Source organism: Vallitaleaceae bacterium 9-2, from assembly GCA_038396585.1.
In the GTDB taxonomy this organism is placed as follows: Bacteria; Bacillota; Clostridia; order Lachnospirales; family Vallitaleaceae; genus UBA1351.
Genome location: CP121691.1, coordinates 542,965 through 563,174, shown reverse-complemented (window position 1 = coordinate 563,174; position 20,210 = coordinate 542,965). Strand labels below are relative to the sequence as shown.

The following is a 20,210-nucleotide window of genomic DNA, read 5'->3' as shown; positions in this document are numbered from 1 at the left end:
TCCTCTTTGTTCAAATCTTTTTTCGCCTCCTTCAATAATATGATATAATGGAGAGTAAAGCAAAGAGTAAATGTAAAAACATACTTTAGGAGGAAAAAAATGTCAGAAATTAAACTAACCGAATACAGTCATGGTGCAGGTTGTGGCTGCAAAATTGCTCCGGCAATATTAGATAAAATCTTAAAAACCGAAATGGAAACCAGCCACTTTCCACAGCTTTTAGTCGGAAACAGTTCAAAGGATGATGCTGCTGCATTTGACCTTGGAAATGGTACATCTATTTTAAGCACTACCGATTTTTTCATGCCGATTGTTGATGATCCTTTTACCTTTGGGCAAATTGCCGCAACCAATGCTATTAGTGATGTCTATGCTATGGGCGGAAAACCACTCATGGCTATTGCGATTTTAGGATGGCCTATTCATACCATTGACCCGGATATTGCAAAAAAAGTAATCGATGGTGGCCGTAATATTTGTGAAGCTGCAGGTATCCCTTTGGCCGGAGGGCATTCTATTGACTCACCTGAACCCATCTTTGGGCTCGCTGTTACTGGCTTAGTTGAAAATCAATACCTAAAACAAAATAACACGGCAACTCCCGACTGCGAGATATTTTTAACAAAACCTTTGGGTATCGGAATCCTATCGACAGCTCAAAAACGCAAAAAAATCGAAGAAGGCCATATCGATCCTGCTATCGAAGCAATGCGTACTCTAAATAAAATCGGCTATGAAATCGCACAACTTGATGGAGTCGTTGCCTTAACGGATGTTACCGGATTTGGATTAATGGGTCATCTTACTGAGATTTGTGAAGGTAGCCATATATCAGCAACTATTCTCTACGATCAAGTCCCTCTTTTACCTAACACCTTAAAATACTATCACCTAGACTGTATTCCTGGAGGTACGCGCAACAACTTTAAGAGCTATGGTCACCATCTTGCACCGATGACAAAAGAGCAAGAAATCATCCTCTGTGATGCACAGACATCCGGCGGCTTACTGACAATTGTGCGCAAAGACGCTGTAGCTGCATTTAAAGAACTTACGCAAAAACATGGTCTTGACTTAAATCCTATCGGATATACACACGAAGCCAAAGACAAGCTCGTATATGTCAAGTAGAAAGGTCCACTATGAATTTTCAAACAACAAAAGATTTTAAACAGATTGTCCTCAATGAGACTCCGTTAATTGATGTACGGGCACCAATAGAATACGAAAAAGGCGCTTTTTTAGGCGCTACAAACCTTCCGCTTATGGATAATCAGGAGCGGCATGTTATTGGAATAGAGTACAAGAAAAAAGGTCACGACGAAGCCGTTGACCTTGGTTATCAATTGGTTTCAGGTGAAAATAAAGCAAAAAAAATAAAAGCTTGGAGCGAGTTTATTCATGCACATCCTACCGCGATGCTTTATTGCTTTCGCGGTGGTCAACGCTCGCGCATCAGTCAGGAATGGATACAGGAAGCTACAGGAAAGCCTATTGTTCGTCTTGAAGGAGGCTATAAAGCTTTTCGAAACTATCTCATTGATGCCTTAAATCCTGACACACATACGTATAGCCCCATACGCCTTGGGGGGCATACCGGCTCCGGAAAAACCATCCTCCTCAAAGAGCTTGACCAGCGTTTTCCTCAAACCGTTCGCTTTTTAGATTTAGAGGGCATCGCTCACCACAGAGGAAGCTCCTTTGGCAACCATATTGAACCTCAACCCACACAAATCAATTTTGAAAACCACTTAGCCTATCAGCTTATTCAAATGCAAGAACGTGGGCTTAACCATCTTATACTAGAAGATGAAGGGCGCAACGTCGGACGATGTTTTTTGCCAAAGCCACTTGTCACATTTTGGAATCAAAAAAACCTGGTTATCTTGGAAGCCCCACTGGAAGAACGTGTAAACATAACCTATCAAGAGTATGTTATCGAAGCTCAATCACACTATATTCAAGCCTTTGGTCAAGACGTCGGGCTTCAAAAATGGTTTGAATATGTAATCACTAGTCTAACTAAAATGAAAAAACGCCTTGGAGGACTCGCCTATCAAAACTTAGTCGCCTTGGTCCAACAAGCATATGATGAACAACTGCATAGCGGTTTTACACAGGCTCATACTGCATGGATTCATATCCTACTGGCTGATTATTATGATCCTATGTACAATTATCAAATGGATAATAATGTAGATAAAATCATCTTTAGAGGCAATGCTTCTGAAGTCAAAGAGTATTTACTAAAAAGCTTACATTAATCGGAGGAAAGGACACATGCATTCATCGACAACCCCACACACAAAATCTTCGCAAACTATGATTACCATCTTCGCCTTATCAACCGGTTTTTTTTGGTTTTCTCTCTATGCATATGTGCCGGAGTTATCCACCTACGCCGACGCACTCGGTGCTTCCTATAAGTTTATCGGAATCATTACCGGTTCTTATGGTTTAACCCAACTTTTGCTGCGTATTCCTTTGGGCATTTTTTCTGACCTATTGGGGCGCCGTAAGCCCTTTATCCTCTTGGGATTACTTGTCGCTATCATAAGCTCACTTATCACCTTTATCCATCCTAGTGCCATGAGCTTACTTATCACACGACTACTTGCTGGTGTCTCCGCTGCAACATGGGTGGTGTTCACTGTACTTTTTTCCAGCTATTTTCACGAAAAGGAAGCCACAAAATCTGTAGGATATATTAATTCCTATAATGCCTTGGGACAAATGATTTCCATGATCATCGGTGGATTTATCTCCTGGCGTTTTGGTCCAAGATACTTGTTCTTACTTGCACTTATTGGAGCATGTATTGGTTTTTTGATTGCCTTATTCATTACTGAAGTTAATCATACAAAGCGTGCTTTTCACTTGAAGGATTATCTTGATGTTGCTAAAAATCCAACACTTGTACGTGTGTCTAGCTTAGCCATTCTTTCTCAACTTATCACCTTCGCTTCTGCTTTTGGCTTTGTTCCGGTACTTGCCAAAAAAATGGGTGCTGTTAATCTTCAACTAAGCTTTTTAACCATTCTCGCTATTATTCCGGCGATTTTTATATCTCGCCTAGCCGGCGATTTGTTTCCTCGACTTTGGGGCATAAAAAAAACACTCACGATTGGTTCTCTCATCAGTGCTTTTTTATGTATTCTTATGCCTTTTATTCCTACGCTCACCGGGCTATACATTGCCCAGTTTATCAGCGGAATCGGGCGAAGCATGGTCTTTCCTCTACTTATGGGGCTCGGCATCCAAAATGTAGCTAGAGATCATCGTGCCAGTGCCATGGGCCTATTTCAGGCTATCTATGGTATCGGTATGGTTTTAGGACCTGTTCTCTTAGGTTTTATAGGCGATACCTTTGGTCTTGTTACTGGATTCATCTTTACAGGTGGAGTTGGACTAATGTCCATTTTTATTATTGCCCAACTTGACGAATAAACGCTTTGGTTCGAACCGCTTTGGTATTTTCAAAGACTTCTTCGGGAGTTCCCTCTTCCACAATAACGCCTTCATCCATAAAGATAATCCGATCGGCGACTTCTTTTGCAAAATTCATTTCATGGGTTACAATTACCATGGTCATCTTGTCTTTGGCCAAATCCTTAATAACACGCAACACTTCACCTGTAAGTTCTGGGTCAAGTGCTGAGGTTGGCTCATCAAAAAAAAGAATTTTGGGATTTAGCGCCAGTGCTCTTGAGATACTTACACGTTGTTGCTGACCTCCTGATAATTGATACGGATATGCATCTTCCTTATCTTTTAAGCCCATCTTATCAAGAACTTGCCCAGCAATTGCATGGGCTTTTGTTTTTTCTATTTTTTGTACATGAATCAAAGGGTCCACTACATTTTTTAATACCGAAAAATGTGGAAATAGGTTAAAGTTCTGAAACACAAGTCCAAAATATTGATGAATGCTTCTTAGCTTTTCCTGGTTCGAATAATCAACCTGCTCACCAAGATAAGTAATCGTTCCATCATCCACCGTTTCCAGTAATGTCGCACATCGTAATAACGTTGACTTTCCAGATCCCGATGGACCGATAATTGCAACAACTTCTCCTTCATTTACGGTCAAAGAAATATCTTGAATAACACGAAGGTCACCAAACTGCTTTTTTATATTCTTCATTTCAAGTAAAATCATTTTGTCAACCTCCTATCGATAGTAGCTTAATTTCTTTTCGATTTTTTCCATTGTTGTCGCTACGACAAAATTAAAGATATAGTAGAAAATTCCTGCTGCCACATAGGGCATCATATTCGCCTGGGCCGATGCGATAGCTTTTGCCACTGTAAACATCTCTGTTACTGAGATGACAAAGGCAAGGGATGTATCCTTGACCAAGGTAATCACCTCATTAGTAATTGCAGGGATGATACGCTTAATCACTTGTGGAAGGATAATACGAAAGAAAGTCTGCGCCTTGCCGTAGCCAAGAAGCTTCGCCGCTTCATATTGTCCAATGGGCATGGACTCGATTCCTCCTCTGTATATCTCCGCAAAGTATGCTGCATAGTTTAATCCAAAACCAATAATTACAGCCCAAAACCTATAGTCTCTTGATAAGGAGATACCAAACAAATAATAGGGTCCAAAGTATACAACCATCAACTGAAGCATAAGTGGTGTCCCACGCATAATCGATATATATATTTTAAAGAAAATTCGTAGAACAGGTTGTTTTGCCATCCGTCCAAAGGCAATCACTAAACCTAATGGTAACGAAATAATCAAAGTTAATACGAATATCTCAATTGATATTAGCATTCCACGTCCGAGCTCGGACAATAATACATATAAATTCACAGCGTTCTCCTTATCTTGAAACTAGTATCTGAAGTTCAACCATTATTTAATGGTTGTAACGTCACTTCCAAACCATTTTTCAGATATTGTTTTTAGTGTTCCATCTTTTGCCATAGCAACAAGCTGTTCTTGAACGTCATCACGTAAACTTTCATTGCCTAACAAAAATCCTACTCCGTATTCTTCAGCCGAGATGTCTTCATCCATCACTTCAAATACGCCTTCTCTTTTTCCTAATTGATATCTTGCAACAATTTCATCCATGGCAACAGCATCGACTGCACCGGATTCTAAATCCATTAAAGCCATGTTATAATCTGCTGCTTTAATAAGTTCGCCAAATGTTTCAAGCAATAAGGTATTGTCTTGAATTGCTTTTTCCGCACTTGAATCTTTTTGGACAACCACTGTTTTGTCTTTTAGATCAGCCATGCTTTTGATTCCTGAATCGTTTCTTACAACAAACACTTGGGCATTTTCCATATAGGGATCTGTCCATGTATATAACTCTTCACGTCCATTAATGGTAAATCCATTCCATACACAGTCTATATTCTCTGACTTAAGCTCCATATCTTTAGCATCCCATGAGATTGGTTGCAAAACAAGTTCTCTATCCAATCGCGTTGCAACCTCTGCTGCTAATTCCAAGTCAAAGCCTGTAAACTCTCCATCATCACCAACAAATCCCATCGGTGGAAAGTTCTGATCAAACCCAACAGTAAAGGTATCTGCCTCTTTTTCTCCACAACCTGTAACAAGTACTACCATTAAAATTAATACACTAATTAACCCACCTATTTTTTTCATGTTTTTACCTCACTTTATCTTTTAATGTTTTATGGTCATCAACCATTCTCTCTTCACTCGGCTATGATACCACATTAGCAAGATAAAGTAAAATAGATTTTAAGATTTTTTTACACGGATTCCTGGTTTTAAGCCTTTGGCATCTAAATCCGTAATGACTACATCTTTTTCACGGAGTCCTTGGGTAACAATTTGCTCTCCAGTAAGTTCATACCCTAGAACGACTTCTTGTTCAACGGCGATACCATCACGAATAACCATCACCATATCTTTGTCTCCCACTTGATAAATTGAACTCATGGGTACAATCAGCTGGTTACCCTCGCTAAACAAAATAAATTTGACATCCACTTCAAAACCTGATTTTAGGTAATTATTGGCTTCCGGATGAACTTTGACAAGAACTTTTCTCTCCTCAATACCTAAAGGTGAACGTTCAACCGTCGCACTATCACCTATATATGCAATCGTTGCGTTAATCTCTACATCCCCTGAGCGTAGATGGTGCTTAAGACGCACTTGGTCCCCTACATGAATAGACTCTATATCACGTGTGTTAACCGTTACTTCAACATGATTATCCGCTTCTCCAAGAATTAAAAACAAGTAGTCCATCCCTTGCACTCGGTTAACATCTTCAATCATAACCTCACTAATCACCCCATCAAAAGGTGCTTTAATTGTATGCTTTTCCAGCTGTGTAGTGATTGTTTCAAGGGTTGTCTTGGTACTGTCAATCATAGACTGATAGTACTTTTTTGTTGGTGTAAGCATATCTCTGCCAAGGGTTTGATCAATGCTATCGATTTGTCCATAAAGGGCGTTACGCATACTTGTATAGTAATCATCCGAAGACTGATTAGCCGCCTTCGCTTCTTTATAAGCCGCTTCATAACCTTCCACAACATCTTCAAATGCTTCCAATTCACTTTGTGAAATATATCCTTCTTCATAAAGCTGCTGATGCTTTTTAAGATCCTCTATACTTTGTTCATACTGCGATTGGCTTTGATTTACTAGCAAGTCTTCAAGTTCTTTTTGCTCCTTTGTGTTCATCTGTGCTGTCAATGAGTTAATCTGACCCACTAAGTTTTGACGCGTTCCGCGTAATGTATCCATCTGCATCTGTATCTCAACTTCTGCATTGGCCATCTGGGCTTCGTAGCCAGCTAGCATGATTTGCTGGGCTAGACGTTCTTGTTCTACTGCTGTTGTGTCGAAGGTCATTAAGACATCGCCCTGTTTAACATGCATCCCTTCTTCAACCATAATCTCATCAATCTCTCCTGTAACAGATGGGTAGATATATTGCTGTTGTTTATTGACAACAACACCTGTTTCTAAAAAATATATCTCTGACTCTCTCGGTTCTATTACTTTAGCTTCTATAGCCATCGGCTGAAAATACGCATAAATTCCATAAGCTACCCCTAACAAAACAACAATAAGAATTCCAATGATTTTTACTTTTTTCTTCATTATTCTCTCTCCTTTAAGACTTCAACCAGGTCTAGTTTTTTTATGGATTTTACTGAAGTAAAATTTGCAATGGCAACGGCTATTACGCAACCTATCCCCCCAATAATATAGGCGTCCATCGATATCGTTGTTGGCCATGAGAATGCATCCACATTAATTGAGTTGACCAATCCATAATTTAACAGTTTTGTAAAAGGAATACCTAGTAAAATACCAATAAAGCATAGCATCCAATATTCAAAACTCATGATTTCCTTGACTTCCTTGATATGTAGTCCTAATACCCTTAATGTTGCATATTCTCGACTACGCTCTGACATAGAGATCACTGCTGTATTATAGATGATTGTAAATCCAATGGTGATGGCTACAATCTGCATAACGACAAGAAGAAAATCATAGGATCCTAGTAGTGATTCATAGAGTTCAAGCGTCTTTGCCTTATCCTCTATTTTTTGAACTTCTTCGCTATATAGAAGTGTCTCACGTATACTATCCATCGCATCTGTATTAAAAATCAGTGTGTTGACTTGTTCTTTTTGTCCCATCAACTCCGACAACAATGTTAAATCCATGTATGCACTCGACCCGATATTTTGATTGACGATATCGACAATGGGCACTTCTATATCATCTGAAAACTGTGGTCCTGAGATAACCACCAAGTCCCCCACATCTACATCCAGTGTATTGGCCAAAATACTTCCAAGGATCATCCCTTCACGTGTGATGGGTAAGTTTATTCTGCGAAAGTCATCGTATGCTTTATATAGGTAGTTTCCTTGTCGAATACCAATGATTTTTGTCCCTGTCTGCTTATACCCATTTTTAAGTAGGACAGGTAAGTCTAACACTCCCTCTGCATAATCAATTCCCTCAATCTCCATAGCCGATGCGACACCGGCATTATAATCCACAGGTTCTTCTAGAACAATAGAAGCATCATACTTCATTACATGTGTAAATTGATTATAGAACATGGAGTCCATCAGGGTATTCATCATGCCAATCATTGCCATCATACTATACGAAAACATAATTCCAATCACAACAAAACTAGATCGAACTTTATTTCTTGCAATATTGCGTACTGCCATAAAGCCACGACTATTTAAAATCCAACGAAGAAAAGGAATCACTTGTGTAATATCACTTTTGACAGGTTTAGGCGCCGGCGGACGCATGGCATCAACTGGTTTTAAATGCACCATTTTTTTCGCACCAAAGTACGCACCTATAACACCACCAACAACAGCCATCACACTTCCTACATAATAATATATATAATCTGTCACTACATTTTCCATCGGCACTTTATAATATTCAAGATAAAACTGAATATAGGGTCCAATACTTAATAGGCTTGTCCCTACGCCCACAAGCATTCCCAAAAAACCTGTAACTAAACCATAGAAGATATAATGAAACAAAATCGTTCGATTGGAATATCCAAATGCTTTTAGTGTACCTATCTGTGTTCGGTCTTGCTCAATAATTCGTTTAAGCATTAAATATAAAACGACGGCTGCCATAGCAATAAAAGTCATCGGCAGTGTAGTCGACATTGAACGTCCACCAGAGATTTCTTCTTCCATCATCAAATAGCTGAACAAATCATCTTTTTCATATAATTGAATGAGCCCATATTTTTCAAGGGCATCGCGTAGTTCGTCTTTGACATCATCATAAGTGACGCCTTCATCAAATAAAAAGGAGAGATCATTATATACGCCTTCCATATCTAGAATAGACATCATCATCTCTTCATCAAAGTATGCAATATTATATTTGGTGGTATCTGAGAAAAGTTCATTGATATTTTCAACAATGTATACATATTCCGGCGAATAGATTGAACCTTGAACTGTAAAGCTATGCTCCGCCTGGTTCATCACTAATGTAATTGAATCTCCCGGTACATATCCATAGGCTTGATAAAAATCATGTCCAATTAAAATGTCGCGTCGCTCACGCAAATCATTACCTTCTTGAACATAGGCATTTAAGCGTTCATTATTTTTCCCGACGACAGTTGATATTCCTTTTAGGCGAATAACATCCGTCTGATTATTTGGCATAAGCACGCGAAAAGTCCCTACAATACGCCCGTCTACCTGCTTTATACCTTCAATCGACTCGAGGGCGTCTAACGCTGTTTTAGGAATTTGGGTCACTGTTGCAAACGCATCTCCTAACCGCTGTTGGGCGTAATATCGGTTCTTTCCTTTTTCAACTTCAAGCAACGCAGAGTTCATCGTGGCATATGTCCAAACACCAAGTGCCATTAATAATATACATGACAGATATGCTTTTTTATGATGAAGCATTGAACGAATTGCTTTTTTTAGAAGTATCACCAGTTAACCTCCTCCGGTTTCATCGGATGTGGATTTTCCACCACCTTTTCAATAAGACCATCCTTAACGTAAAAGACACGATCTGCCATATCACCAATAGATCGATTATGGGTAATTATGGCAACCGTCTTTTTATACGTCTCATTAAACGATTTGAGCACCTTAAGTGCCCCGATTCCCGTCGTCACGTCTAACGCTCCTGTAGGTTCGTCGCAAAGTAGAATATCCGGATTTTTGGCAACCGCTCTAGCAATAGCCACACGCTGTTGCTGTCCACCCGATAGTTGGGAAGGGAAGTGATCTGAACGATCAGCAAGCTCAATCTCTTCTAGCAACTTATTAATATCAAGAGCATCTTCAGAAAGCTCTGAAGCCAGCATAATATTTTCTCTCGCTGTCAAATTTGGAACAAGATTATAGAATTGAAAAATAAATCCAATCGCTTCTCTACGATATTTGGTTAGTGCCTTCTCAGATAGTTCTCCTATTTCTTTACCTTTATAGTTGACACTTCCGCTTGTGGGTGTATCAATACCGCCTACTATATTAAGGATAGTACTTTTACCCGAACCACTCGGTCCAAGTATAACTACAAACTCGCCATCATATAATTCAAGATTGACCCCTCGCAGTGCATGTACCTTAACTTCACCCATCTGGTACTCTTTTTTCAAGTCTTTGACCTCTAAAATCTTTTGGCCTCTTTCTTTCACGGACATACCACTCCTTCTCCTCTTGACCTTAGCATATATTATATTTTATCACATCACATCGTAACATTATAGCCTTCGCTATTTTTTTTTGCATTATAGTGCATCTTCTTGTATAATGTGTTTAGCACTTTACTACACTACCTTATAGGAGGAACAGCATGACAGTTAGCATTGGAACATATATCACCTTTATTTTGTATTTTATTTTTATGTTAAGTATTGGTATTTACTATTACACGAAGTCAAAAGACTTATCGGATTATATTTTAGGCGGACGTAATCTTAACAGCTGGGTTACTGCGCTAAGTGCTCAAGCTTCTGACATGAGCGGGTGGTTACTCTTAGGGCTTCCAGGCGCCGCCTATCTTAGTGGATTTGAAGCTAGTTGGATTGCCATCGGCTTACTTATCGGTACCTATTTGAACTGGAAATTTGTCGCCAAACGATTACGTCAATACACAGAACATTCCGGTGACGCATTAACTATTCCAGACTATCTTGAACATCGATTTAAAGATACTTCGAAAGTGCTTCGAATCATTGCTGCTACAATTATTCTTGTCTTTTTCCTAATCTACACCGCCTCCGGTTTCGTCGCAAGCGCCACATTATTTGAATCCGTCTTTGGCTTCAATTATTATGCTGCCTTAACGATTGGAGCAGTCATTGTCATCTCATATACCTTCCTCGGAGGGTTTATGGCTGTATGTTGGACTGATTTTTTCCAAGGATTACTGATGTTTATTGCTATTCTTATCGTCCCAACAATCGCCATTATTCATCTTGGAGGGTTTTCCCCAACGATAAGTCAAATCCAGGCTATTGACCCCAACATGCTCAGTTTTTTTATTGATGCATCCGGTAACCCTGTGACCGCCATTGGTGTCATTTCTCTATTAGCTTGGGGGCTTGGTTATTTTGGACAACCCCATATCCTTGTCCGTTTTATGGGAATCCGTGACGCCAATGCCATCAAGCAGTCCCGACGTATTGCCATGATATGGGTTTTTCTCTCTCTTGGTGCTTCCGTCCTTGTAGGTATTGTTGGACGCGCATATTTTGCAACAACGCTTGCAAACTCTGAGACTGTCTTTATGGAGCTTATCGCTACATTATTTCATCCGGTAGTGGCCGGGCTATTACTCGCGGCTATCCTTGCCGCTGTTATGAGTACTGCTGACTCTCAACTTTTGGTTACGGCATCATCGATTTCGGAAGATTTTTACAAAGTCCTTTTCCGTAAAAATGCCTCCGATAAAGAGTTGCTTTGGGTTAGTCGTTGCACTGTCGTCATTGTTGCTATTATTGCATATATGATTGCCCTTAATCCCGAAAATTCAGTTATGGGGCTTGTCTCTTATGCTTGGGCAGGATTTGGCGCAACTTTTGGTCCGGTTATCCTCTTTTCATTATATTGGAAACGTATGAACAAATGGGGAGCTTTTGCCGGTCTTATCTTTGGTGGATTAACAACCGTTTTATGGAAATTCGCCCATCATCCTCTGTATGAGATTGTTCCTGGATTTATTGTGGCAACCGTTGCAATTATACTCGTTAGCCTACTAACCAAAAAACCTACATCCATGATTGAAAAAGAATTTGAACATATTACCTTGATGAATTAAAGATTATCGTCTATGAGAAAACGGACACCTTTCAAAAGTTCTTTCGGTGTTGCATACTTTTTATATGCATTCTGAAAAGCAGAAATATAAAGGTAGTCCCTCTGCCCGACTTCACGTAAGTGTCTAAGGGCAGAGGGACTATCTCTATATTTGAACTATTGTTCGTACCTTTTATAAATAAAGCTTGCACACTAACTAAAAATTAGTGCAACAGCCTCCTTTTTTATTTTAGTTCGAGCAAATAGCGCGTTTGCTCTTGTGTTGTATCCTTTGTAAAACCCATCTTCTCCAAATACTCCACATGCTTTTCATTCGATGCAAAGCAAATCAGTTTCGTATATCCCTTCTCATGAAAATACGATTTTTTATCCCGAAAAATAAACTGTCCAATCTTAAAGTCCCGATATTCAGGAATAACAAAATCCAGATTCACTTTAAGGGTTTGCTCCGAATAATGGGATGCTAAGAAAATCCCAGCTGGAACCATGTTTCTTAAGACAAAAAAACCGACATCGATAGGCACACCTTCTTTGGAGTAACCATCGGAATATCTCTCAATCCCCTTTGCATGAAACTTCAAAAAATACTCTAAATATGTCGTCTCTTTTTCAACCGGCATTAATTGAAAATACTCTTTCAGTCGATAGATTTTAATCAGGTAATAAATATTTATTCCTGCAATAAATAAATTCATAAATCCAACTGGAAGTGCTCCAATCAAAAAACCGTACACCGAAAAAACGCTCGAACCGATTAAATTAATCCAACGCAGTTTAATAATCGATCCCATTAATAATGAAACCAAAACTAATGTTGATGCCAAATATCCGACCCATTCTACCCAAGGAATTCCTAAAAACATAAAAGCCTCCTATTCTCTTGACAATATTTGATTATGCAAATATAATAATATCCTAAAGGAGGAATATTATTATGACTACAACAATTTTTTATAGTTCTGCTGTTCTATTACTTATTATATCATTTTTTAAGGATCGTGCAAAAACTCAAAAAGCACTAAAAAAAGCATGGAACTCTTTTCTCAAACTCATTCCGGCTATTGTTCCCATGGTTCTTTTTGTTGGTATTGCATTAACCCTCGTCTCTCCCGAAATTATCAGTCGCTTACTCGGAGAAAGTTCAGGTCTACTGGGTATATTTGCTGGTGCAACCCTAGGTTCTATTGCAATGATGCCCAGCTTTGTTGCCTTTCCACTGGGTCAAAACCTACTCAATAATGGTGCTGCTTATCCACAAGTTGCCGTTTTTATTGCTACACTCATGGCCGTTGGTATTTCTACATTATCCATTGAAGTTAAATACTTTGGTCGAAAGTTTACACTACTTCGAAATATTTTCGCACTTGTTGCCTCATTTATTTTTGCTTTTTTGATTGGAGTGATATTATAATGAAGTCTTTTATTAAAACGTATCGATTTTCCCTTGTTTTTTTGATGATTATACTTTTTATGGCATTGATTAACCTATCCCTGGCCACAAATGCTCTTGGCATTGCTTTTGACAATATACTTACGATGTTAGGCGTTATTCCCCCTATTTTCATACTCATTGGGCTACTTGACGTGTGGGTTCCAAAAGAAACGATGATACGCTATATGGGTGACTCTTCTGGTTTGGTCGGTCTGTTTTTCGCCTTCTTACTTGGCGCTCTGGCTGCCGGACCTTTGTATGCTGCTTTTCCTGTTGCCGCTATCTTATTAAAAAAAGGGGCACGTTTTGCCTATGTTCTTTTTTTCCTTGGAACATGGACATCCGCAAAAATCCCTCTCTTACTCTTTGAGATGACATCTCTTGGCGTTCATTTTACATTAATTCACGTCAGCTCAATGCTTGTAATGTATTTTATTGGATCTGTGCTTATTGAAAAAGCTCTTCAGCCTCATGAGAAAAAAGCTATACTCCTTCGTTTAAATACAATCTAAACGTCGACTCATCTATCGAGGTTATTGATTTGCTCAATAACCTTTTCAATCGCATCACTTGGCACAGGCTTACTATAATAATAGCCTTGAATAATATCACATCCATTGTCTTTTAAAAATTCAAGCTGTTCTTTTGTCTCTACCCCTTCAGCAACAATTTTTAAACCTAATTCATGGGCAAGTTGTGTTATAAATTTAAAGATATGTCCAACCTCTTTTTCACGCATAATATCTTTAATAAACATGCGATCAACTTTTAACACATCAATAGGGAGTCTTTGGAGATAGGTTAGGGAAGAATACCCCGTTCCAAAATCATCTAATGCAATGGTAACACCTAACGCCTTGAGTTCATGTATAACCTCAATCGCTCGCTCTATATTGTCCATAATGGCTGTCTCAGTTATCTCAAGTTCAATACAATTCCCCTTGATTTTGTGGGTTGCGATTTCATGCTTAATCTTGTCGACCACATCATCTTGAGCTAAACGCTTGCTTGAAATATTAATCGACATTTTCATTGTTCCCAATCCATGTTGTTCCCAATATAATCTCTTTGCGCATGCTGTATTAACGACCCATTCACCGATGGCATAAATTTGCCCCGTTTCTTCAGCAAAAGGGATAAATTTCATCGGAGGTATAAAGCCATTTTGAGGATGATTCCATCGAATCAACGCTTCAACACCGATGACCTTATGGGTTTTTAGATCAACTTGTGGTTGGTAATACAGCGAAAATTCATTATTTTCAATTGCCGTTCGCAATTGGCTATTCATCTTAATATAATTCCATGTTCGCTGATGCATCTTAGGGTCATAGATCCTATACCCATCTTTTCCATTTTCTTTTACGACAAACATTGCAATATCACTATTTTGTAATAATGCTGAAGCATTCACTCCAAATTCCGGATAATAGGTTATCCCTATACTGACGCCAACATAAAACTCATTATTTTGAAGTATCCATGGTTGTTTAATTCTTTCAAGAAGCCTTTGAGCCACCGTTTCGACCTCACGCTTATCTTGAAGTCGAAAAAAAGCGATACCAAACTCATCTCCACCTAGGCGAGCTACCATGGCATTTTCATTAACTTCATCTTCTAAAAACCGTGCGATTTTACAAATAAATTCATCGCCAAAGTCATGTCCAATCGTATCATTAATCTGTTTGAAATCATCAATATCCAAATATAAAAAACCGATTTTTTGTTCTTGATAAGTATCTTTTTGGATTTCTTGCTCAATACGTTCAATAAGCATAGAACGATTGGGTAATCCTGTCAGCTGGTCATAAAAAGCTAACTGATGCAATTTTTCCTGATTCTGCATTTGCTCAGTAACATTTGTATATGAACCTGCCACACGGATTGGCTTACCTATATGATTCCATATTGCCTTACCGTGACTTAATATCCATATATAGTCCCCTTCACTATTACGTATTCGATAGGTATCTTCATATATCCCTGATTGACTTTCTAAATATTTAGCCATCCGCTCTTTTACCTGCTCCCACTCTTGGGGATGAACACGTTCTAACCAAGGTTCAAAGGCATTTTCAATATCTTGGTCTTCAATTCCCAAAATCTCAGACACTTTGGGTGAAATAAAAAAACGATCTTTTTCAATATCCCATTCCCAAATTCCGTCATTAGCCCCCTCAACTGCCAATTGATACCGTTCATCACTAACCAAAAGGGCATTTTTTTGCTGTTCGATTTCTTTGTATTGGGCTTGAATTGCCTCATCCATCGATAGAAGCTCTTCATCAGCCAGGCTAAGCATCTCATATTCTTTTACCAACTCTGTGATGGCAAGCTCAAATAGGCGCATCCGTTTAAAGATAATGCTCCCGAATAACACACCGGTTAGAACCACATAGAACCAGCCCTTAAATAACTGAACCCGTTGAAAAAATTCTTGTGTTGGAGAAAAGGCTAAAGCTAATTGGTCTGAAAATAAAATCCAAAAGCATCCAACCAATAGATAAATAAAAGAAAAACGAATCGCTTCCCTTTTTGGCTGAATCGTTTTTCTAAAATCGACAAATTCTTTGTATTCCTTATCGATCTTTTGCAATTGTTCATTTATTCCTTCTAGATTTTTTGATTTTCGCATTGAATCACCCTCATTCAAACATTGCTTAAATGCAAATCTCTATCTATTACCCGCTTCCTCGTTTCCTCCTATTCGTCTTGCGATTGGAAAAATAAGTAGTCATCATAAATCGCATGACCACTTTCTAAAACCATGCCTTCTACCGTAATACGTACTTTGTCCGCATCATATGCATCTAAAAACGTATTAACAACACTGTTAATCATTATGTATTCGCCAGCTGTTCCCATCTGAAAAATCTGGGTTTGAAAAGCTTCTGAAAAATCAATATGAAGCGCATATGCGCCATTTTCTTTTTGCTCCTCAAATTTTATGACTTCCACGCCTTCTGGGAGCACTTTAACTGCAATCAATTGCTCTGTAATAACCTCTGGTGAAATACTTTCAACCTCTATTGGTTTAGAAATAATATGCTCTGCATTTTCGTCACCATAATAGACCATCAGTTCAAGCACTTTATCTGTCTCTTCATTATCCGGTGTATCTGTGTCCGGCTCTTCATCTACATCTACATCCCCTTGATCATCTGACGCCTCTTCATCTGTCTGATTATTATCTGTCGCGTCTGTAACAACCTCATTATCTTTTCCATCATCTGGTATCTCTTCTTTGGGTTTGCATCCACTCAAAAAGCTTAAAAGCAGTACACTCATAATTATAGTATATATGATTTTTTTCTTATCTATAGTAAACATATTAGTCCTCCTAGTTTGTCTTCTTTTAATTCTATTATAATATATCTACTACGTATATACAATGATAAGATTAATCCATTGAGCGGGATGCTATAATATTCACGCCTGTATCAAGGATGTTTTCAATCAATATATCCCCCATGGCTACCGGTCCTTGCACGACTGTGGTGTTGATAAGTTCCATCGCTTGAAACATTAATTTTTTGGGTATTGGGTCGTTTGACCTTACCGGTAAACGTTTTAAATGGGCGTTTTCTATTTTAACCGTTGATGTCAAGATACGTACTGGATTAGTAAGCTCTGCTTTGGCATAGGTTATTCCTCTCTTGCATTTGTTTCCTGTAATCTTCCACTCACCTTCACTTGGAATCTCAATATCTAAATGACATCCCACCGGACAGCTTATACAAATCAAATTTTCTTGACGCATTATGCCTGCACCTCCTGTATTTCTACATGAATTTCATGAATATCCATTGCCTCAATATCTTTTTTAGGTATACTCATATGTTCCATCTCTCCAGGAGCCATATGTCGCTTTTTCACCTTTTTTAATATGCCCTGGTTCGTCTTAACGACAACTTCCACTTGGTTATAGACCTGCTTAACACGCATAAAAAGCTCCAACTTGTCTTCTATATTACTGATGCGGACTTTTTGTGGCACTATATAACCTATACCTTCGCCTGCAATTGTCTGTATTTCAGTTTGCTTCGTATCTAGCTGCTTTTGAATGTATTTTGCTGCAAAACGCCCGGCACGTTGACTCTCTTGGGTTACAAAGTCGACAAGGTCATGAACATGCACAACATTACCACAGGCAAATATTCCTTCCAAGTTCGTCTCCATCGCTTCGTTAACAACCGGTCCGCTTGTACGTGGGTCAATAAGGACACCTGCTTCTTCAGACAGTTCATTTTCAGGAATCAATCCCACCGATAGCAATACCGTATCACAGTCATAGACAATCTCAGTTCCAGGTATTGGTCGACGTTGGCTGTCAACTTCTGAGACGACCACCTGTTCAACTCGGTCTTTTCCTTTAATTTGTGTTAAGGTATGACTTAAATATAATGGAATATCAAAGTCATTAAGACATTGGACAATATTACGGTTTAGCCCTCCTGAAAACGGCATCAATTCAACCACGGCCAATACTTTAGCCCCTTCAAGGGTCATTCTACGGGCCATAATCAATCCAATATCTCCAGAACCTAAGATAACTACTTTTTTGCCAACCAAATAGCCTTCAATATTTAAATAACGCTGTGCAGTTCCGGCAGTAAATACACCCGATGGACGTGTTCCTGGTATATTAATCGCTCCACGTGTTCGTTCTCTACACCCCATAGCTAATATGACGGCTTCCGCTTTAATCGTCTTAAATCCATACTCTTTGCTAACGCAGTGTAAAATCCGTTCATTATTTAAGTCAACAACCATTGTATTTAGCCAATAATCAATGCCGGCTTGTTTTAATTTGTCAATAAAGCGTTCTGCATATTCAGGTCCTGTCAATTCTTCTTTAAATACATGTAATCCAAATCCGTTGTGAATACATTGTTGCAAAATCCCCCCTAATTCTTGATCTCTTTCTAAGACAAGAATTGATTCTACACCATTATCTTTTGCTTCAATTGCTGCTGCAAGTCCTGCAGGACCGCCCCCAATGACTACCAAATCATATTTTTCCATGTTTTCACCTCAATTGTTTTTTTTTGTTTCTTCTGTAACGATGTATGCTTTTTCTCCATTATATGAAACCGCTTCAACCGGACACTTTAGTTCTCTTGCTAAAATCTCAACTACACGTGGACCGCAAAAGCCACCTTGGCACCTTCCCATCCCCGGACGCGTTCTTTTTTTAACACCTTTTACTGTTGTTGCCCCCATATTACGGTGAATACAGTCAACAATCTCTGCTTCTGTCACTTGTTCACATCGACAAATGATATTGCCATAGTTTGGGTCTTTTTCTACATATTTTTGTTTATCCTGAAGCGATAACTCTGCAAATCGAACAACCGGACGTCGTCTAGGCTTAAACTCAGGATTCTTCGCACTTTTTAGAAGGGTTTCACCGATAAGATTAGCCACATAAGTTGCTACAGCCGGAGCTGCTGATAACCCCGGAGACTCAAATCCACCCACATGGACAAATCCCTTTGCAACCTGAGATTCTCCAATAATAAAATCTCCGGTTGTTGATGATGCGCGTAGACCTGCAAAGGTACGTATCACCTGATGAAACGGAATTTTGTCTGACGACTTTGTTGCTACACGGCGTATATCTTCCAAGCTCATCGCCTCTGTTGAGACATCGTCTTTTTCTCCAACAAAGTTCGAATCCGGTCCAACAAGAACATTCCCATGAACGGTAGGTGTTATAAGCACCCCTTTTCCTTTTGCCGTTGGTGTCTGGAAAATAACATGTTCAAATAGTTTTCCAGCTTTCTTATCCAATAAGTAATATTCACCTTTTCTTGGTTGAATCGTATAGCTCTGATCTCCCACCATTCGGCTGATGTAATCTGCATATACCCCAGCACAGTTGACAATCACTTTTGCATATAATGTTCCTCTATTTGTGTGCACTGCATAACACGTATCTTCTTTGTCAATCCCTGTGACCTGAGTGTTTAACTCGTAGTGCACCCCATTGTCAATCCCATTTTCTGCAAGAGCTATCGCCAGTTCAAACGGTGAGACAATCCCTGCCGTTTTTGCATATAATGCCACTTGAACCTTTTCACTGATGTTGGGTTCCAATGCTTTAACTTGTCCTTGATCAAGTATGGACATCCCCGGTATATTATTCTTCATACCATCCGCATACATTTTTTCAATGGTTTTTCGATCTTCTTCATCAAACCCTACCACCAAAGATCCAATCCGCTTAAACGGAACATCCAGCTCCTCACATACCTGGTCAAACATTGCATTACCTTCAATATTGAATCGACTTTTTTGTGTCCCCGGCTTTGCATCATATCCGGCATGAACAATTGCACTATTGGCCATTGTTGTTGCATTAGCCACATCGCTTTCTTGATCAAGTACCACAATGTCTAGGGCATACCGTGCCAATTCTCTTGCTACATACGTTCCGGCAATTCCTGCCCCCACAACAATGACGTCCTTTATCTTCTTATCTTCCATAAAATTACCTCCTCTGGCGCACAAAAAAGCCACACAAACCAATCGCACATGTGCGATTGGTTTGTGTGGCTCTCATCATCTCATGCCACTTTATTATTTATCAACATTGTAACATTGATTTTTCTTCTTGTAAAGCTAGTTGTGCTTCCTAAAAAGCTCAATATCCAAATTGCCATCAATAATCTCTACGATGGCTCGGTCCACCATGGCACTAAGCAACACCAGCTCATCGCCTTCATCTGTCTCTCCGGCAAGTTGCCAATAATACTCTTCAATCTCATGTTGGCGCTGTTCATTTAACAATTGATCTAATCGCTGAACTTCCCCTTCAGTATAATGGGTGTTGTAATCCACAATATGGATATAGGTTTCTTCAGCACTGGTTTTGATTTTGATATCCAACTCATTTGTATCTTCAATCAATAACGTCGTAATAAATTCATCAATAATCCGGCCTATCTTTTTCATTTCATGTCGCATGTCG

The 20,210-nt window shown here is 39.1% G+C and carries 19 protein-coding genes; 6 read left to right on the top strand and 13 right to left on the bottom strand.

Annotated elements, in window-relative coordinates; translation table 11 throughout:
- Positions 1-99 precede the first annotated feature (99 nt).
- Genes selD through QBE53_02655 form a run of 3 tightly spaced genes read left to right on the top strand, consistent with a single transcriptional unit; the run spans position 100 to position 3,447 of the window.
- A complete protein-coding gene (gene selD, locus QBE53_02665; GenBank protein WZL82026.1) occupies positions 100-1,131 on the top strand; it encodes a selenide, water dikinase SelD in 1,032 nt (343 codons plus the stop codon).
- Positions 1,132-1,142: 11 nt separating this feature from the next.
- Complete coding sequence (gene mnmH / locus QBE53_02660; protein ID WZL82025.1) at positions 1,143-2,264, top strand: tRNA 2-selenouridine(34) synthase MnmH; 1,122 nt, start codon at positions 1,143-1,145, stop codon at positions 2,262-2,264.
- Positions 2,265-2,280: 16 nt separating this feature from the next.
- A complete protein-coding gene (locus tag QBE53_02655) occupies positions 2,281-3,447 on the top strand; it encodes an MFS transporter (GenBank protein WZL82024.1) in 1,167 nt (388 codons plus the stop codon).
- Here the strand turns inward: QBE53_02655 and QBE53_02650 are convergent.
- The 6 genes from QBE53_02650 to QBE53_02625 form a co-directional block, all read right to left on the bottom strand.
- The gene (locus QBE53_02650) at positions 3,425-4,159 is read right to left on the bottom strand and encodes an amino acid ABC transporter ATP-binding protein (protein WZL82023.1); all 735 of its coding nucleotides are present in this window, start codon (positions 4,157-4,159) and stop codon (positions 3,425-3,427) included. The two genes, QBE53_02655 and QBE53_02650, sit on opposite strands and share 23 nt — an antisense overlap.
- Before the next feature lie 12 nt (positions 4,160-4,171).
- Positions 4,172-4,822 carry an amino acid ABC transporter permease gene (locus QBE53_02645; GenBank protein WZL82022.1) on the bottom strand — a complete coding sequence of 217 codons (651 nt, stop codon included), beginning with the start codon at positions 4,820-4,822 and terminating at the stop codon, positions 4,172-4,174.
- Positions 4,823-4,864: 42 nt separating this feature from the next.
- A complete protein-coding gene (locus QBE53_02640) occupies positions 4,865-5,593 on the bottom strand; it encodes an amino acid ABC transporter substrate-binding protein (protein ID WZL83255.1) in 729 nt (242 codons plus the stop codon).
- Positions 5,594-5,731: 138 nt separating this feature from the next.
- Complete coding sequence (locus QBE53_02635) at positions 5,732-7,111, bottom strand: HlyD family efflux transporter periplasmic adaptor subunit (GenBank protein WZL82021.1); 1,380 nt, start codon at positions 7,109-7,111, stop codon at positions 5,732-5,734.
- Positions 7,111-9,468 (bottom strand): FtsX-like permease family protein, encoded by a 2,358-nt coding sequence (locus tag QBE53_02630; protein WZL82020.1) that lies wholly within the window; start codon positions 9,466-9,468, stop codon positions 7,111-7,113. The genes QBE53_02635 and QBE53_02630 overlap by 1 nt, the downstream gene beginning before the upstream one ends.
- Positions 9,465-10,187 (bottom strand): ABC transporter ATP-binding protein, encoded by a 723-nt coding sequence (locus QBE53_02625; protein ID WZL82019.1) that lies wholly within the window; start codon positions 10,185-10,187, stop codon positions 9,465-9,467. The genes QBE53_02630 and QBE53_02625 overlap by 4 nt, the downstream gene beginning before the upstream one ends.
- 152 nt (positions 10,188-10,339) lie before the next feature.
- Between QBE53_02625 and putP the strand changes: the two genes are divergently transcribed.
- Positions 10,340-11,806: a sodium/proline symporter PutP gene (gene putP, locus QBE53_02620; GenBank protein WZL82018.1), complete on the top strand. Its 1,467-nt coding sequence runs from the start codon at positions 10,340-10,342 to the stop codon at positions 11,804-11,806.
- A gap of 223 nt (positions 11,807-12,029) precedes the next feature.
- On the opposite strand, the gene QBE53_02615 is transcribed toward putP, so the two are convergent.
- The gene (locus QBE53_02615; GenBank protein ID WZL82017.1) at positions 12,030-12,668 is read right to left on the bottom strand and encodes a hypothetical protein; all 639 of its coding nucleotides are present in this window, start codon (positions 12,666-12,668) and stop codon (positions 12,030-12,032) included.
- A 71-nt stretch (positions 12,669-12,739) separates the two neighbouring features.
- On the opposite strand from QBE53_02615, the gene QBE53_02610 reads away from it, so the two are divergent.
- Positions 12,740-13,216: a permease gene (locus tag QBE53_02610; GenBank protein WZL82016.1), complete on the top strand. Its 477-nt coding sequence runs from the start codon at positions 12,740-12,742 to the stop codon at positions 13,214-13,216.
- Positions 13,216-13,749 carry a permease gene (locus QBE53_02605; GenBank protein WZL82015.1) on the top strand — a complete coding sequence of 178 codons (534 nt, stop codon included), beginning with the start codon at positions 13,216-13,218 and terminating at the stop codon, positions 13,747-13,749. The genes QBE53_02610 and QBE53_02605 overlap by 1 nt, the downstream gene beginning before the upstream one ends.
- An 8-nt stretch (positions 13,750-13,757) precedes the next feature.
- On the opposite strand, the gene QBE53_02600 is transcribed toward QBE53_02605, so the two are convergent.
- The 6 genes from QBE53_02600 to QBE53_02575 form a co-directional block, all read right to left on the bottom strand.
- Positions 13,758-15,872 carry an EAL domain-containing protein gene (locus QBE53_02600; GenBank protein ID WZL82014.1) on the bottom strand — a complete coding sequence of 705 codons (2,115 nt, stop codon included), beginning with the start codon at positions 15,870-15,872 and terminating at the stop codon, positions 13,758-13,760.
- 68 nt (positions 15,873-15,940) lie between these two features.
- Entirely contained in the window at positions 15,941-16,567 is a 627-nt protein-coding gene (locus QBE53_02595) for a GerMN domain-containing protein (GenBank protein WZL82013.1), read from the bottom strand.
- Positions 16,568-16,637: 70 nt separating this feature from the next.
- Positions 16,638-16,997: a DUF1667 domain-containing protein gene (locus tag QBE53_02590; protein ID WZL82012.1), complete on the bottom strand. Its 360-nt coding sequence runs from the start codon at positions 16,995-16,997 to the stop codon at positions 16,638-16,640.
- Positions 16,997-18,262 (bottom strand): FAD-dependent oxidoreductase, encoded by a 1,266-nt coding sequence (locus QBE53_02585; GenBank protein WZL82011.1) that lies wholly within the window; start codon positions 18,260-18,262, stop codon positions 16,997-16,999. The genes QBE53_02590 and QBE53_02585 overlap by 1 nt, the downstream gene beginning before the upstream one ends.
- Positions 18,263-18,271: 9 nt before the next feature.
- Positions 18,272-19,726 (bottom strand): NAD(P)/FAD-dependent oxidoreductase, encoded by a 1,455-nt coding sequence (locus tag QBE53_02580; GenBank protein WZL82010.1) that lies wholly within the window; start codon positions 19,724-19,726, stop codon positions 18,272-18,274.
- 135 nt (positions 19,727-19,861) lie between these two features.
- The gene (locus QBE53_02575; protein ID WZL82009.1) at positions 19,862-20,206 is read right to left on the bottom strand and encodes a hypothetical protein; all 345 of its coding nucleotides are present in this window, start codon (positions 20,204-20,206) and stop codon (positions 19,862-19,864) included.
- Positions 20,207-20,210 lie beyond the last annotated feature (4 nt).